The sequence below is a fragment of the Ornithinimicrobium sp. CNJ-824 genome (assembly GCF_001942405.1).
GTDB lineage: Bacteria > Actinomycetota > Actinomycetes > Actinomycetales > Dermatophilaceae > Ornithinicoccus > Ornithinicoccus kibberensis.
Genome location: NZ_MKKA01000017.1, coordinates 1 through 14,886 on the forward strand (window position 1 = coordinate 1; position 14,886 = coordinate 14,886).

9 protein-coding genes and 1 pseudogene are annotated in these 14,886 nt (G+C 74.2%); 7 read left to right on the forward strand and 3 right to left on the reverse strand.

Annotation, left to right across the window (positions count from 1 at the left end; all coding sequences use genetic code 11):
- Positions 1-78 precede the first annotated feature (78 nt).
- Genes BJF81_RS19445 through BJF81_RS19455 form a run of 3 tightly spaced genes read right to left on the reverse strand, consistent with a single transcriptional unit; the run spans position 79 to position 3,921 of the window.
- Positions 79-2,913 (reverse strand): DUF1116 domain-containing protein, encoded by a 2,835-nt coding sequence (locus BJF81_RS19445; RefSeq protein ID WP_237770120.1) that lies wholly within the window; start codon positions 2,911-2,913, stop codon positions 79-81.
- 49 nt (positions 2,914-2,962) lie between these two features.
- On the reverse strand, positions 2,963-3,310 hold the full coding sequence (locus BJF81_RS19450) for an oxamate carbamoyltransferase subunit AllH family protein (RefSeq protein WP_237770112.1): 348 nt from the start codon (positions 3,308-3,310) through the stop codon (positions 2,963-2,965).
- A 29-nt stretch (positions 3,311-3,339) separates the two neighbouring features.
- A complete protein-coding gene (locus BJF81_RS19455) occupies positions 3,340-3,921 on the reverse strand; it encodes a hypothetical protein (protein WP_075957924.1) in 582 nt (193 codons plus the stop codon).
- 110 nt (positions 3,922-4,031) lie between these two features.
- Here BJF81_RS19455 and BJF81_RS08160 point away from each other — a divergent pair, with 110 nt between their 5' ends.
- From BJF81_RS08160 to BJF81_RS18600, 7 genes and pseudogenes are all read left to right on the forward strand, one after another.
- Entirely contained in the window at positions 4,032-5,642 is a 1,611-nt protein-coding gene (locus BJF81_RS08160) for a PucR family transcriptional regulator (RefSeq protein ID WP_202817457.1), read from the forward strand.
- A gap of 343 nt (positions 5,643-5,985) precedes the next feature.
- Entirely contained in the window at positions 5,986-7,533 is a 1,548-nt protein-coding gene (locus BJF81_RS08165) for a uracil-xanthine permease family protein (RefSeq protein WP_075957926.1), read from the forward strand.
- A gap of 217 nt (positions 7,534-7,750) precedes the next feature.
- Entirely contained in the window at positions 7,751-8,680 is a 930-nt protein-coding gene (locus BJF81_RS08170; RefSeq protein ID WP_075957927.1) for an FAD binding domain-containing protein, read from the forward strand.
- Positions 8,677-9,348 carry a (2Fe-2S)-binding protein gene (locus BJF81_RS08175; RefSeq protein ID WP_083664090.1) on the forward strand — a complete coding sequence of 224 codons (672 nt, stop codon included), beginning with the start codon at positions 8,677-8,679 and terminating at the stop codon, positions 9,346-9,348. Before BJF81_RS08170 ends, BJF81_RS08175 begins: the two co-directional genes overlap by 4 nt.
- Positions 9,345-11,767 (forward strand): annotated as a pseudogene (gene cutA, locus BJF81_RS08180) (aerobic carbon-monoxide dehydrogenase large subunit). The gene BJF81_RS08175 and the pseudogene cutA overlap by 4 nt, the downstream one beginning before the upstream one ends.
- 121 nt (positions 11,768-11,888) lie before the next feature.
- Positions 11,889-12,449, forward strand: coding sequence for an SRPBCC domain-containing protein (locus BJF81_RS08185; protein WP_237770121.1), 561 nt, complete (start codon positions 11,889-11,891; stop codon positions 12,447-12,449).
- 124 nt (positions 12,450-12,573) lie between these two features.
- The gene (locus BJF81_RS18600; RefSeq protein ID WP_202817459.1) at positions 12,574-14,712 is read left to right on the forward strand and encodes a proline racemase family protein; all 2,139 of its coding nucleotides are present in this window, start codon (positions 12,574-12,576) and stop codon (positions 14,710-14,712) included.
- Positions 14,713-14,886 lie beyond the last annotated feature (174 nt).

The following is a 14,886-nucleotide window of genomic DNA, read 5'->3' on the forward strand; positions in this document are numbered from 1 at the left end:
CGCGCGCCGGGCAGGGGGACCCCCGGCGCGCGACGGAGGGGGGTCAGGCGGAGGCCGGCACCTGCTCGGCCAGGGCGGTCAGCGCCTGGACGAACACGTCGGCCGGAGGGTTGACCAGGCCGGCGCGACCTGGCCGGTGCCGGCGACCTTGCCGGCCATGCCGGTGTTGATCTGCGGCAGGACGCCGGTGCGGGCGACCGCGACGGCGTCGATGCCGATGGGGGCGCCGCGGAACTCCAGGATCGGGATCTGCAGCGAGGGGTGCTCGCCGAGGGTGATCTCGTACATCGTCCGGGTCGTCGTCAGGGCGAAGTCGACGTCGCCGCCGACCAGCCGCACGATCGCGGGGGCGGCCGCCATGACGAAGCCGCCCATGCCGGCGGTCTCGGTGATCGCCGAGTCGCCGATGTCGGGGTTGGCGTCCTCCGGGCCAAAGCTCCCGAGGAAGAGCCCCTCGGGGGTGTCCGCCGGAGCGGTGAACCAGGCGTCGCCGGTGCCGGCCAGCTGGATGCCGAAGTCGGTGCCGTTGCGGGCCATCGTCACCACGACCGAGGAGCCGGGGATGTCCTTGGCCGCGGCCATCGCCAGCTTGCAGGCGGGCATGACGAGGTTGAGCGCGAAGTGGTCGTTGGCGCCGACGAAGCGGCACACCTCGGCGACGTCGTCCTGGCTGCGCTCGCCGACCTGGCCGACGATGTGCGGCAGCAGGTCGCGCAGGAACATCAGGGTGGCGCTGCGGTTGCGGTTGTGGCCCTCGTCGCCCATCTGCAGCATCTGCGGCAGGTAGGCCTTGACGTCGACCGGCCCGTGCCGCTCCACCGCCTCGGCGAGCACCGGCCCGAGCACGTCGCGCATCCACTCCAGCCGGGTGATGACCTCCTCGGAGTAGGCGCCGTAGCGCAGCACCTTGCCCAGGCCCTCGTTGAGCGAGCAGTGGGAGACGTTGCCGTGCACCGGGTCCCGCAGCTCGAAGAGCCACATGGAGGGGGAGATGACCCCGGCCATCGGACCGACCGCGCCGCGGCTGTGGCACGGGGCGAGGGTGATGTCCGGTCCGGCGAGCTTCTCCTCGGCCTCCTCGGGGGTCGCGGCCAGCCCCTCGAAGAGCATCGCGCCGATGAGGCGCCCCGCATCGGGCCGGAGGCGCGGTCCCAGGTCAGCGGCGGACCGCTGTGCAGGAACTCGCCGGGCTTGAGGTCCAGCACCTCGCTGGCCGGGGCCACCCGCACCAGCTCGGCCTCGGCGGAGGTGATCCGCTCCAGCGCCCGGGCGTTGGCCTCGGCCAGCCGCGGGTCGGCCAGGACGGTGGCGAGGGCCTCGGCGGTGCCGTCCATCGGGGGCCGCCACTCGACCTCTCTCACGGGGACGGCCTGGTCGCGCAGCTCCTGGGCGAACAGCTCGGCGCCGGCGGTGACGACGGCGGGCTCGGTCTGCAGCAGGCCGCGCAGCGGGGTGTCGTGCGGGGTGGTCATCGGGTACCTCCGAGGTGGGCCAGGGCCGCGCGGGTGGCGGCGGCGTGGACGTGAAGATCGAGGCGCCGACGGCGGTGAGGGCCTCGGCGCAGCGCTGCAGCCCCTGCGGGTCGGACTCCGTGCCGACGAGGGAGACGACGACCGGCAGCGTCCGCCCGTCGGCCTCGGCCGCGGAGCGGGCCTGCCCGACCGCGGCGGCCAGGTCGCCCGCCGGGTCGGGGTGGGAGCCGTGGCCGAGCACGAGGTCGAGGAGCAGGACCCCGCAGGTGGGGTCGGCGCCCTGGGCCCGGATGCTCTCCAGCCGCAGCGAGGGGTCGATCATCGGGTGGGCCCGGCCCTGGGTCATCTCGTCCTCGCCGAAGTCGACGACCGCGTGGCCGGTGAGGGTGTCGTGCCCGGACACGTGCGGGGCCCCGTCGAGCGGGATGTTGGAGGCGATCGGGCCGAGGGTGTCCTCGGCGATGATCATCGCCTCGTCGGCCAGGGTCCCGCCGCAGAAGAGACCGCGCAGGTGGCCGGCCGACCCCGAGGCGCCCGAGGCCTCCCCGGCCCCCCACGACGGCCAGCTCGCCGGCACCTGCGCCCCCGCGTCGCGCAGCGTCTGCTCGGTCGCCGCGGTCAGGTCCGGGCGGCCCCGCCCGAGCGTGGCCCAGGTGACGGAAACCCCCAGGTCGCCGGCCAGCGTCTCCAGCTCGCCGACGGCCTCCTCGGCCGCCGGCTTGGACACGATGACCACGTGCTCGGTGGCCTCGTCGCCCGCCAGCGCGCGCAGCGCCTGCCTGGCCGACCGGCCGCCGACCTCGGCCGACAGGTCGCGCCCGCCGAGGCCGAGGCAGTGGCTGATCCCCTCGCCGGCGAGGTCGAGCAGCGACATGACCTGCTGGGCCCCGGTGCCGGAGGCGGCGACCATGCCGATCCGCCCGGGTCGCACGACGTTGGCGAAGCCGAGCGCGGCCCCGTTGACGACGGCCGTGCCGCAGTCGGGGCCCATGACGAGCACGTCGCGGGCGGCCGCGGCGTCCTTGAGCGCGATCTCTTCCTCGAGGGGCACGTTGTCGCTGAAGAGCATCACCGACAGGCCGGCGTTCACCGCGTCCATGGCGTCGAGGGCGGCGTACTTCCCGGGCGTGCTCACCAGCGCGATCCCGGCCGAGCCGCGCCGGGCGGCCGAGCCGACCGTGCGCGGGGCGACCTCGGTGGTCGAGCCCTGGGCGCGGGAGCGGTCGTGCAGCTCGGCCAGCACGGCGGTCAGCATGTCCTGGCCTGCGGCGACGGCGGTCTCGTCGTCCCCGCGCAGGGCCACGACCAGGTCGTTCGGGCCGGCCTCGGCGGGGACGTCGAAGCCGACGTCGCGCATGAGCCCCAGGTTGAGCTCGGTGCCCATGCCGATGAGCGCGTCCTGCACGCCGGGTGCCGTGCGCACCCGCTGGGACACCTGCATCAGGGTCACGGATCGTGGTAGACACCACGACGGATCTCGACCGAATCAGTCACGACGTTCCTCTCGGAGGTCCGTCCGCCGGGGCGGCGGCCGGGTCTGGGATGGGCAGGGGGGTATGACGTGGGGCCAGCACCGCGGCCAGCCCCAGCAGGAGGGCGGCGCCGGAGGTGTGGCCGACGGCGGCCACCTCGACGGCCAGGGCGGCCTGCTCGTGCTCGCCGGCCCCGGCGTGCCAGGTGCGCAGCAGCGCGACGAGGGGCGGGACGGCATACCCGGCGGCGGCGTGGCGCAGCAGGGTCGCCGACAGCGCGGTGGTGCGGCCCAGGAGGGGGGTGACCTCGCGGTCGAGGGCGGCGCGGGCCTGCTCGCCGCCGGTGGCGCGCAGGCCGAGCAGCACCCCGCAGAGCACGTCGTCGCCGGCTGGCGTCAGGCCGGGTCCGAGCCCGACGAGGCGGCCGGCGGGGGAGGGGCTGGGCGTGGGGCGACCGGCTGGGTGGCCGTCGTCGGCGCCCGGCCCAGGTCGGCGACGAGCCCGGTGGCCAGGTCGGCCAGCACGGGCCCGAGGTCGTCCTCGATGCGCGTGCGGCCGGCGATCGCGGCCAGGGCGGTGGCGCGGGCGTCGGGGGACAGGTCGGCCGACGGCACCCGCTGCGGGCGCCAGGTCCGGCGGACGACGAGCCCGCCGGCGCGCGCCACCACCTGGCCGTGCCCTACGCTCACCTCGTCGCCGACCGTCAACTCCAGGACGTCGAGATGGGCCCGGTCGGCGACCCGCAGGCCGCCCGGCAGCGCCAGCGCCTCGGGGGCCAGCAGCGGCAGGACGTCCTGGCCGCGCCGCAGGTAGACGGCCACGTCGAAGACCGCGACCACTTGGGCCGGGCCGGGGGTGCCGTGCAGCCAGGCGGGCGCGAGGGTCGATGCCGCGGCCGGGCGCAGGGTCGCCGCAGCGGCCGAGCGGACGGTCCGTCCCGGCCGGGCGAGGGGCGCGACGGCGCTGGCGGTCGGCATTGCGCCACAGTATTCAGCGGGCGGCACTTGCGGTGCCGGTCAGAAATGACAACGATCCGGGCATGGATCGTCAACTCTCGCCCGTGCCGCCGTCCCCTGGGCCCTCGGGCATGTCGGTCCACGAGGTGCTCGCCCTGCCGGTCATGCAGGGGGCGAAGCTGCTGGCCGGTGGCGACGGCCTCGACCGGGTCGTCGGCAGCGTCAACGTCATGGAGGTCCCCGACGTGCTGCCCTGGGTGCGGCAGCGGGAGCTGCTCCTGACGACCGGATACCCGCTGCGGGCCCACGTCGAGTCGGACATGGCGCAGTGGATCGGCGACCTCGACGACCACGGGCTGGCCGGGCTGGCGATCAAGCTGGCGCGCTACGTCGACGAGCTGCCGGCCGAGGCGCTCGCGGAGGCCGACCGGCGCAGCTTCCCGGTGGTGACCATCCCCGACGGCCTCGGCTTCGACGACGTCATCAACCAGGTGCTCACCATCGTCATCAACCGGCGGGCCGACACCCTCGCCCGGGCCGAGCAGGTGCTGCAGGACCTCGTCGGCGTCGTCATCGAGGGCGGCGACCTCGACCAGGTCTGCCAGGGGGTCGTGCGCCACCTGGCCCGGACGGCGCTGGTGACGACGATGGACGGCCGGGTGCTCGCCCACGCCGGCGACCTGCCCGCCCGGTGGGCCGACCTGCCCGGGTTCGACCCGACCGGCCGCTTCGTCGTCGAGACCGAGGTGCCGGGGGTCTCGGTCGACTTCGACGGGGTCCACCGGCTGGTGGCCCGGGTCACCGGCGGCCGGGCCGACCTGGGCCGGCTCGTCCTGCTGCGCGAGGACCCGTTCACCGCCGAGGACAACCACGTCGTCGGGCAGGCCACGACCGCGGCCGCCCTGGCGATCACCAAGCAGCAGGCCGTCGCGGCCGTGGAGGGCAAGTACCGCGCCGACTTCCTGCGCGATGCGCTCCTCGGCCGGGCCGGGGACGCCGAGCGGGTCGCGGCCCACGCCGCCGAGCTGGGCTGGGACCTGCGCCGCCCCCTGGCCGTCGTCGTCGCCGAGGCCGAGGAGGCGCCCGACGACGACCCCGTCTCACGCACGCTGCCCGAACGCTTCCGGGCCGCCTGGGAGCGGGTGGCCGGCGCCGACGACGAGACGGCCGCCGTGGCCGGTTTCAGCCAGGAGGTCGTCGTGCTCCTGGGGGTGCCCGAGGAGCTGGACCCCGCCGGCGTCACCGAACGCGTCCGGCTCATGGCCGCCCAGGTCCACGGCCGGGGCGGCGGCGGGCGCCGGGCGTTCGCCACCGGCGTCTCGCGCACGATCACCGGCCTGGACGACCTGCCCCGGGCCTACGCCGAGGCGCGCAAGGCCGTCCAGGTGGGCCGCCGGCTGCACGGCGCCCGGGCGATCACCCACTTCGACGCCCTCGGTGTCTTCCGGCTGCTGTCGCAGGTGGAGGACCGGACCGAGCTGGCCAGCTTCGTCGCCGAGACGCTCGGTCCGCTGGCCGACGACCGGTCCGAGGACGCCGAGGACCTGCGCACGACCCTGACCGTGCTCCTGGACAACAACCTCAACGTCGCCTCGACCGCCCGGGCGCTGCACTTCCACTACAACTCGCTGCGCTACCGGATCGGCAAGCTGGAGCGGATGCTGGGCCCGTTCACCACCGACCCCCGGCTGCGGTTCGCCATCATGCTGGCCCTGCAGGCCCGCCAGCTCGACCACCACTGAGCGGAGCGGGCCGGAGGTGTCGGCGCGGCCGCCCGGCGGTTCGCCCGACGAGTTGTGGCCCCGGGAGGGGCTCGAAGCGGTCAGGCGAGAGGACGGCCAGGCCGGGCGGCCGGTCGGCGGGCCCGCAGGTGAGTGCAGCAGCACCCCACGCCACCACCCCGCGGCGCGGCGGGCAGGCGCGGCATACCCCCTCGGGCAGACTGTGCCCGACGGGACCCGAGGCAGACGTCACAGTGTGCCGATTCACCGGAACCTCGAGCGGGCCTAGTGTCGTGCGTCACAGAGGCGTGCTCACCGGTGAGCCCGGTGGCCCGTGACCCGCCTCACGGACGAAGGAGTGGCAGTGTCGGCATTCGGTTGGAAGCTTCACGGGGACGGCAGCACCCCGGCGCCGGGGGCGGTCGTCGCCCCCGACGAGCGGTTGAGCTGGCCCAAGACGATCGGTCTCGGGGCCCAGCACGTGGTGGCGATGTTCGGCGCCACCTTCGTGTTCCCGCTGATCATGGGCCTGAACCCGCAGCTGGCGATCATGATGAGCGGCATCGCGACCATCGCGTTCCTGCTCATCGTCCAGGGCAAGGTGCCCTCCTACCTGGGCACCTCCGCGGCGTTCGTCGGTGGTGTCGCGGCCGTGATGGCCCAGGGCGGCACGCCGCAGCAGGTCACCGGCGCCATCCTCGTGGCCGGCGTCGTGCTGACGATCACCGGTGTCTTCATCCACTTCGTCGGCGCCGCCACGCTGACCAAGGTCCTGCCACCGGTCGTCACCGGCGCGGTCGTCATGCTCATCGGCTTCAACCTGGCGCCCGTCGTGGCCGACATCTACTGGCCGCAGGACCAGTGGATCGCGCTCGCGACGATGGTCGTCACCATCCTGCTGGCCACCGTGCTGCCCGGGTTCTGGGGCCGCGTCTCGGTCCTGCTCGGGCTGATCTTCGGCTACGTCGCCTCCTGGCTGGCCGACGTCCTCACCGGCCCGATCACCGCCTACAACGCCAATACCGGCGAGGTCGACACGCACGACCGCGTCAACTGGGACGGCGTCGTCTCCGCCCCCTGGTTCGGCCTCCCGCCGGCCACGGACAACGCCGCCGGCGTCGTCGGCTGGCACCTGCCCGACATCCAGCTGACCTTCGTGCTGCTGATGATCCCGGCCGTCGTCGCCCTCGTCGCCGAGAACGTCGGCCACGTCAAGGCGGTCGCCGAGATGACCGGGCACGACCTCGACCCGGTCATGGGCCGGGCGGTCGCCGCCGACGGCATCGGCACCATGCTGGCGACCTCCGTCGGTGGCTCGCCGACCACCACCTACGCCGAGAACATCGGCGTCATGGCCTCCACCCGGGTCTACTCGACCGCGGCCTACTACGTCGCGGCCCTGGTCGCGATCCTCTTCGGCCTCTCGCCCAAGTTCGGCGCGCTCGTCTCGGCCGTCCCCGGCGGCGTGCTCGGCGGGATCACCGTGGTCCTCTACGGCATGATCGGCCTGCTCGGGGCGAAGATCTGGGTGGAGAACCGGGTCGACTTCTCCAAGCCGGTCAACCTGGTCCCCGTCGCGGCCGGCATCATCATCGCCATCGGCGACACCTCGCTGAGCATCGGCGACTCGTTCGCCCTGGCCGGCATCGCCTTCGGCACCATCGTGACCATCGCGGCCTACCACCTCGTCCGCGCCCTCATGCCAGCCTCGATGCGGGACGACCAGCTGGGCACCGCGACCTTCGCCGACCCGCCCGGCAACCAGAACCTGGAGAACCTCGGCCTGGCCGACGACTACGGGCTCTACGGCCACCGCATCCTGGGCCGCACCTCCGAGGGGCACCTCATCGTGGAGGACCGGCCCACGACCGAGGTCGACCCGCTGGACGGCGACCAGTCCTCGGGCCGCTGACCCGCCCGGGCCGGGTGTCCTGCTCGGGGGCACCCGGCCCGCGCCACCGACGGGGTATGCGGTCGCGCCACCGGGTCGGCGGCGTGCCCGGTCGTGGGACCCGGGGGGTGCGCCCGCCCGGCCCGGCGCGACCGCATACCCTCCGTTCCTCCCGGCACCGACCCCGAGCAGCGCACCACCGACCCAGACCCCGCACCCCAGGACAGGTGATCGACCGATGAAACCGGCCCCCTTCGGCTACCACGCGCCGGCCGACCTCGACGAGGCCCTGGCCCTGCTGGCAGAGCTGGGCCCGGACGCCAAGGTGCTCGCCGGCGGGCAGTCGCTGGTCCCCGTGCTCAACATGCGGCTGGCCAACCCGGCCCACCTCGTCGACCTCAACCGGGTGCCCGGGCTGGACCACGTCACCGTCGAGGACGACGCCGTGGTCGTCGGGGCGCTCGTGCGGCACGCGGCGCTGCTGTCGCACTCGGCCGCCCGCACCGCCCAGCCGCTGCTGCGGCAGGCGCTGCGCTGGGTGGCCCACCCCGCCATCCGCAACCGCGGCACGACCGTCGGCTCGATCGTGCACGCCGACCCCTCCGGGGAGATGCCGGCGATCCTCGCCGTGACCGACGGGTCGGTCCGGCTGCGCTCGGCCCGCGGGGAGCGGGTCGTGCCGGCGTCGGAGTTCTTCGTCGGGCCCATGGAGTCGTGCGTGGCCGACGACGAGATCGCCGTCGAGGCCCGCTTCGGCCGGTTCCCCACGGGGACGCGCACCGGGTTCACCGAGATCGCCCGGCGGCACGGCGACTACGCCCTCGCCGGCGTGGCCCTGGCCGTGCAGGTCGAGGAGGCCGGTGACGCGGGCTCGTCGGACGCCACCGGCGGGGGGCGCATCCGCTCGGCCCGCGCCGGCTACGTCTCGGTCAGCGAGGTCCCCGGCGTCCTCGACCTCACCCCCGTCCTCGGCGGCGCGTCGCTCGACGACGTCCGCGACCAGCGGCTGGCCGACGCCGTCGCCGAAGCCGTCGCCGCCCACGTCGACCCGGTCGACGACATCCACGCCTCGGCCGACTACCGGCGTCACCTCGCCGTCGTCCAGACCCAGCGGCTGCTGTCCTCCCTGACGGGCGCGGCCGCCCCCGACCAGGAGGTCAGCGCATGAGCACCCCCACCGACGGGCCCGGCACGACCGCCCCGGCCCGGCACCGTTCCGACTCGGTCCGCGGCCGGGTCGTCACCACCGTCCCCCGCGCGGCGTTCGACCCCGCCGGCGGCAACGCGAGGCCCGAGGAGCTGCTCGACGTCTACCTGCGGGTCAACGGCGCCGAGCACCACGTCCGTGTCCCCGGCCGGCGGCTGCTGTCGGACGCGCTGCGCCACGACCTCGGCCTGACCGGCACCCACGTCGGCTGCGAGCACGGCGTCTGCGGGGCGTGCACCGTCCTGCTCGACGGGCAGCCGGTCCGCGCGTGCCTGATGTTCGCCGCGACCGCCCAGGGCTCGGAGATCACCACGGTGGAGGGCCTCGGCGGCCCCGACGGCGGGCTGGGCCCGGTCCAGCAGGCATTCGTGGAGTGCCACGGCCTGCAGTGCGGCTTCTGCACCCCGGGGTTCATCACGACGGTGAGCGCCTACCTCGACGAGAACCCCGACCCCACGCCGGAGGAGGCGCGGGAGGCCGTCGCCGGCAACCTGTGCCGCTGCACCGGCTACCAGAACATCGTGAAGTCGGTGTGCCGCGCGGCCGAGATCCGGCGCGGGGACGCCCCGGCCGGCACCGCGAACGACACCACGACCGGCCAGCCGGACGACCGGGAGGAGCAGGCATGAGCACCCGCACCGTCGGCTCGCGCGTCCAGCGCCGCGAGGACCCCCGGCTCGTCCGCGGCGACGGCCGCTACCTGGACGACCTCGGCCACGAGGCCCTGGCCGCCTCCTTCGTCCGCAGCCCGCACGCCAACGCCGGGATCGTCGACATCGACGTCACCGGGGCCATCGACGTCGACGGCGTCGTGGCGGTCTGGACCTGGGAGGACCTGCAGGAGACCGGCACCGCGGCCGACCCGCTGCCGATGCTCATCCCGCACCCGAGCATCCAGCACCCGGTCACCGGCTACGCCCTGGCCCGCGACGCCGTCCACCACGTCGGGCAGCCGATCGTCATGATCGTGGCCACCGACCGCTACGTCGCCGAGGACGCCGCCCAGCGCGTCCGGGTGGAGTACGACGTGCGTCCCGCCGTCGTGGGCGTCGCCGCCGCCCGCGCGGCCGAGCGCCTCGTCCACGAGGAGGCCCCCGGCAACGTCGGCGCCTACTACGAGCAGCACCTCGGCGACGCCGCCGGTCAGATCGCCGCGGCCCCGCACGTGCTCGAGCTGGACCTCGACATCGAGCGCAGCGCCTGCATGCCGATGGAGGGCAAGGGGATCCTGGCCCGCTGGGACGCCGAGGAGGGCCGCCTGAAGGTCCACGCCTCCACCCAGACCTCGACCGGCCTGCGGGCCGCGCTGGCCGCCAAGCTCGGCCTGCCGCTGTCCTCGGTCGACGTCGTCGCCCCCGACGTGGGCGGCGGGTTCGGCGTCAAGATCAACCACCCCTGGCCGGAGGACGTCGCCGTCGCCGCCGCGGCCATGCGCCTGCAGGCCCAGGTCAAGTGGGTCGAGGACCGCCGCGAGCACTTCATCTCCTCGGCCCACGAGCGCCAGCAGCTGCAGCACGTGCGCGTCGGCTTCGACGACGACGGCCAGATCCTGGGGATGGAGGTGCAGCTGTGGCACGACCACGGGGCGTTTCTGCCCTACGGCGTCATCGTGCCGCTCAACACGGCCACGCACATCCCCGGTCCCTACCGGATGCGCAACTTCTCGGTGACCTACACCTCGCTCTACACCAACACCGTCATCGTCACCCCCTACCGCGGCGCGGGGCGCCCGCAGGCGGCATACCTCATGGAGCGCACGGTCGACGCGGTCGCGCGCAGCCTGGGCAAGGACCGTGCGCAGGTGCGCTCGATCAACTTCATCCAGCCCGAGGAGTTCCCCTGGGACCTGGGCATGGTGCTGCAGGACGGCCGGATGGGGATCTACGACTCCGGCGACTTCCCGACCAGCCTCGACAAGCTCAAGGCGCTCGTGGGCTGGGACGACTTCGAGGCCTACCGGGAGCAGGCCCGGGCGGAGGGTCGCCGGGTCGGGATCGGGATGGCCTGCTACGTCGAGGGGACGGGCGCCGGGCCCTACGAGGGCGGGCACATTGAGATCGAGACCAACGGCCGCGTCAACGTCTCGACCGGGCTGACCACCCAGGGCCAGGGCCACCAGACCGTGTTCGCCCAGATCGTGGCCGACGAGCTCGGCGTCAAGGTCGAGGACGTGCACGTCACGACCGGCGACACCCGGCGGATGAGCTACTCGGTCGGCACGTGGGGCTCGCGCGGCGCGGTGATGAGCGGCAACGCGCTGCTGCTCACCGCCCGCAAGGTCAAGGAGCGCGCGCTGCAGATCGCCGCCGACGCCTCGAGGCCAACCCCGACGACCTGGAGATCGTCGACGGGATCGTGCAGGTCAAGGGCGCGCCCGACGCGCAGATCCCGCTCCCCATGGTCGCGGTGCTGGCCAACCCGCTGCGGTATGCCTTCGACGAGACCGCGCGGGCGGCCACCCAGTTCGGGGGCAAGGCGGACGAGAGCAAGCCGCCGATCGCCGACGAGGAGCACCCCGGGCTGGAGGAGAGCGACTTCTTCTCCCCGGTGCGCACGACCTTCGCCAACGGCATGCACGCCGCCGTCGTCGAGACCGACCCGGACACCGCGGACATCACCGTCCTGCGCTACTGCGTGGTGCACGACTGCGGCCCGATGCTCAACCCGATGATCGTCGAGGGCCAGGTCCACGGCGGCGTCGCCCAGGGCATCGGCGGGGCGCTCTACGAGAAGCTGGCCTACGGCGAGGACGGGCAGCTGATGAACGCCTCGTTCATGGACTTCCTCATGCCGTTCGCCACCGAGGTGCCGCACATCGAGACCGACCACCTCGAGACGCCCTCGCCGCTGAACCCGCTGGGCATCAAGGGAGCCGGCGAGGCGGGCACCATCCCCGCCTCGGCCGCCATCGCCTCGGCGATCGAGGACGCCGAGGGCATCCCGATCACCCGCATGCCCATCTCGCCGCACGACCTGTGGGAGCTGCGCCGCCGGCACGCCGACGAGCCCGCGGCCGACGACGGCGCGGCCGCCACCCCCCACGACTGACCTTCGAGGAGACCCCGATGCAGATCACCGGCACCAACCACCTGTCCGTCGACCCGGCCACCGCCTGGGAGGCTTCCACGACGCGGGCGTCCTGGAGCGCAGCCTGCCCGGGGCGCAGAGCCTGCGGGAGGTCGGGCCCGGGAGGTTCGCGATGACCGTGACCGCCGGGGTGGCCGCCATCAAGGGCACCTACGACGGGGAGGCGGTGTTCTCGCAGGAGACCGAGCCGGAGAGCTTCGTGCTCTCGCTGTCCGGCGCCGGCGGCCCCGGGACGGTCAACGCCGACGTCGAGGTCAGGCTGAGCCAGGCCGACGACGGCGGCACCGACCTGGCCTGGACCGCCGACGCCACCGTCGGCGGCCCGGTCGGCGGGGTCGGCCAGCGGATGCTCTCCTCGGTCGCCAAGCGGCTGGCCACGCAGTTCTTCACCAACATCGACAAGGACCTCGCGCGCGGCGGCTCGGCCGCGGCGGAGGAGACCGGGCAGGCCGAGGCCGAGGGGCCGGACACGCACGCCGTCACTCCTACCCGTCCGCTCGTCGCAGGCAGCGCGTCGTCGGGAGGGTCGTCGGCCGGTGCCGTCGGTCCGGCCGGCGCGTCCGGCCAGCTCGTGCCGATGGTCACCGGCGCCGCCATCGCCCTCGTTGGGGTGGCCCTGGGCGCCCGCCTGCGCCGCCGCTGAGCCAACTACCGCCTGGCGCGACCAGATGTGGCCCTCCCCGGGGCCACGACCGGTCGCGCCGTCCGGCCGACCGGGGGCCGTCCGATCCGCCCCGGGCACCGGCCCGGTCTGCTTCAATGACCGCATGATCCCGGCCACGATGCAGGCCGTGGTGCTCACCGGCCACGGCGGCCTCGACCGGCTCGAGCACCGGACCGACGTGCCCGTGCCCGAGCCCGGTCCCGGTGAGGTCCTGCTCGAGGTCAGCGCCTGCGGGATGAACAACACCGACGTGTGGGTGCGCGAGGGGGCCTACGGCCTCGAGGAGGACCCCGTGGCGGTGTCGACCTGGCGCCGGGGCCGCTCGACGCTGCAGTTCCCCCGCATCCAGGGCACCGACACCGTCGGCCGCGTCGTGGCCGTCGGCGCCGGCGTGGACGAGGCCCGCGTCGGCGAGCGGGTGATGGTGGACTTCTCCATCTACAACCGCGACGACGACAGCCTCGCCGACATCGACTATCTGGGCCACGGGCGAGACGGCGGCTATGCGGAGTACCAGGTGGTGCCAGCCGACCACGCCCACGTGGTCCGGCGCGACATCGACGACGCCGAGCTGGCCACGTTCTCCTGCGCCTACCTCACCGGCGAGCACATGCTCGACCGGGCCCGGGTGGCCGAGGGCGAACGGGTGCTCATCACCGGAGCCTCCGGCGGCGTCGGTTCCGGGCTCGTCCAGCTGTGCCGGGCCCGGGGCGCCATCCCCTACGCGGTCACCAGCGCCGGCAAGGCCGACGCCGTGCGCGCGATCGGCGCCGAGGGCGTGGTGCTGCGCGGCGAGGGCGACCTCGTGGAGGCGGTGGCCGAGGCGGCCGGCGGGGCCGCCATCGACGTGGTGGCCGACCTTGTCGCCGGCGACCTGTTCAACGACCTGCTCCGCGTCCTGCGGCCCGAGGGTCGCTACACCACCGCGGGCGCCATCGGCGGTCCGGTCGTGCAGCTGGACCTGCGCACCGTCTACCTCAAGCACCTGGAGCTGCACGGCTCCTCCCAGGGGACGCGAGCCGCGTTCCGGCGCCTCGTCGGCTACATCGAGTCCGGCGCCGTCCGCCCCCTGCTCGCCGGCACCTACCGGCTGAGCCAGTTCCACGACGCCCAGCGGGCGTTCATGGCCAAGGCTTCGTCGGCAACCTCGTCGTCGTGCCCGACGCCCGGTGGGACGAGGTCGGGGCTCCCCATGCCGCCTGAGCACCGTCGTCGCCTCCGGCTGATCGACACCCACTACGGCGGCGATGTCAGCCGCGTCGTCGTGGGCGGCATCCCCCAGGTCCCGGGTGACAGCGTGCCGGCCAAACGGGCCTGGCTCCAGTCGCAGGGCGACGCCCTGCGCCGGCTGCTGCTCTCCCCGCCCTACGGCGATCCGTCGATGTGCGCCAACGTCGTCGTGGACGCCGACCTGCCGCAGGCCCAGGCCGGCTACGTGGTCATGGAGGCGATGGGCTACCCGTACTTCTCGGGCTCCAACTCGATCTGCGTCGCCACGGCACTGCTGGAGAGCGGGTACCTGCCGATGGGACCGCCCGGGCGCCAGGTCGTGCACCTCCAGGCCCCGGCGGGTCTCATCCGCGCGGAGGTCGATCACGACGGGTGGCGCGTGCACTCGGTGACGCTCACCTGCGACCCGGCGTGGGTGCTCGAACGCGGCCGCACCGCCGAGCTGCCCGAGTTCGGCGAGGTCACCTACGACCTGGTCTGGTCCGGCTGCTTCTACGCCGTCGTCGACGCCGCGGCCCACGGCTTCGCCCTCACCGAGCCCGAGCGACCGGTGCTGGCCGACTTCGGCCTGGCGCTGTGCCTCGTCGCCTCCGCCGACCTGCAGCTCGTGCACCCCGACCACGGCGACACCGGTCCGCTCGCGTTCGTCAACCTCGCGAGCCCCGTGACCGAGGGTGCCGACGGGCTGCAGATGACCAGCGCCACCTACGTCCACCCCGGGGTGGTGTGCCGCTGCCCCACCGGCACCGGCACGGCGGCCCAGCTGGCGCTGCTGGCCGACGACGGCGTGCTGGGCGTGGGCGACCGGGTGACGAGCATCTCTCCCTCCGGGTCCACGATGGGAGGCCAGATCGTCGCGCGTACCGGCCTGCACGGCCGGGACGCCACCACGTCCACCATCACCGGTCGCGCGTTCACGCTGGGTCGTACCGAGCTGGTGGTGAACCTCGACGACGACCTCACCGAGGCCGAGGGGATCTGGGAGCTGCTGACCGGCACCGCCGACGCCTGACACCGGTCGCCCGGACGGCGGTCGTTCCGGCCTGTCCGTAACCTCCGCGCAACTGTTGCCGAACCGCCGTCGACTCGTCGTCACATCTTGCCGGGGATGACGCGGCCTGGGGAGGGTTGACTTCGACCCAGACGCACGCGCCGGCACGGACCTCCGACCGACCGGCCACCTCCA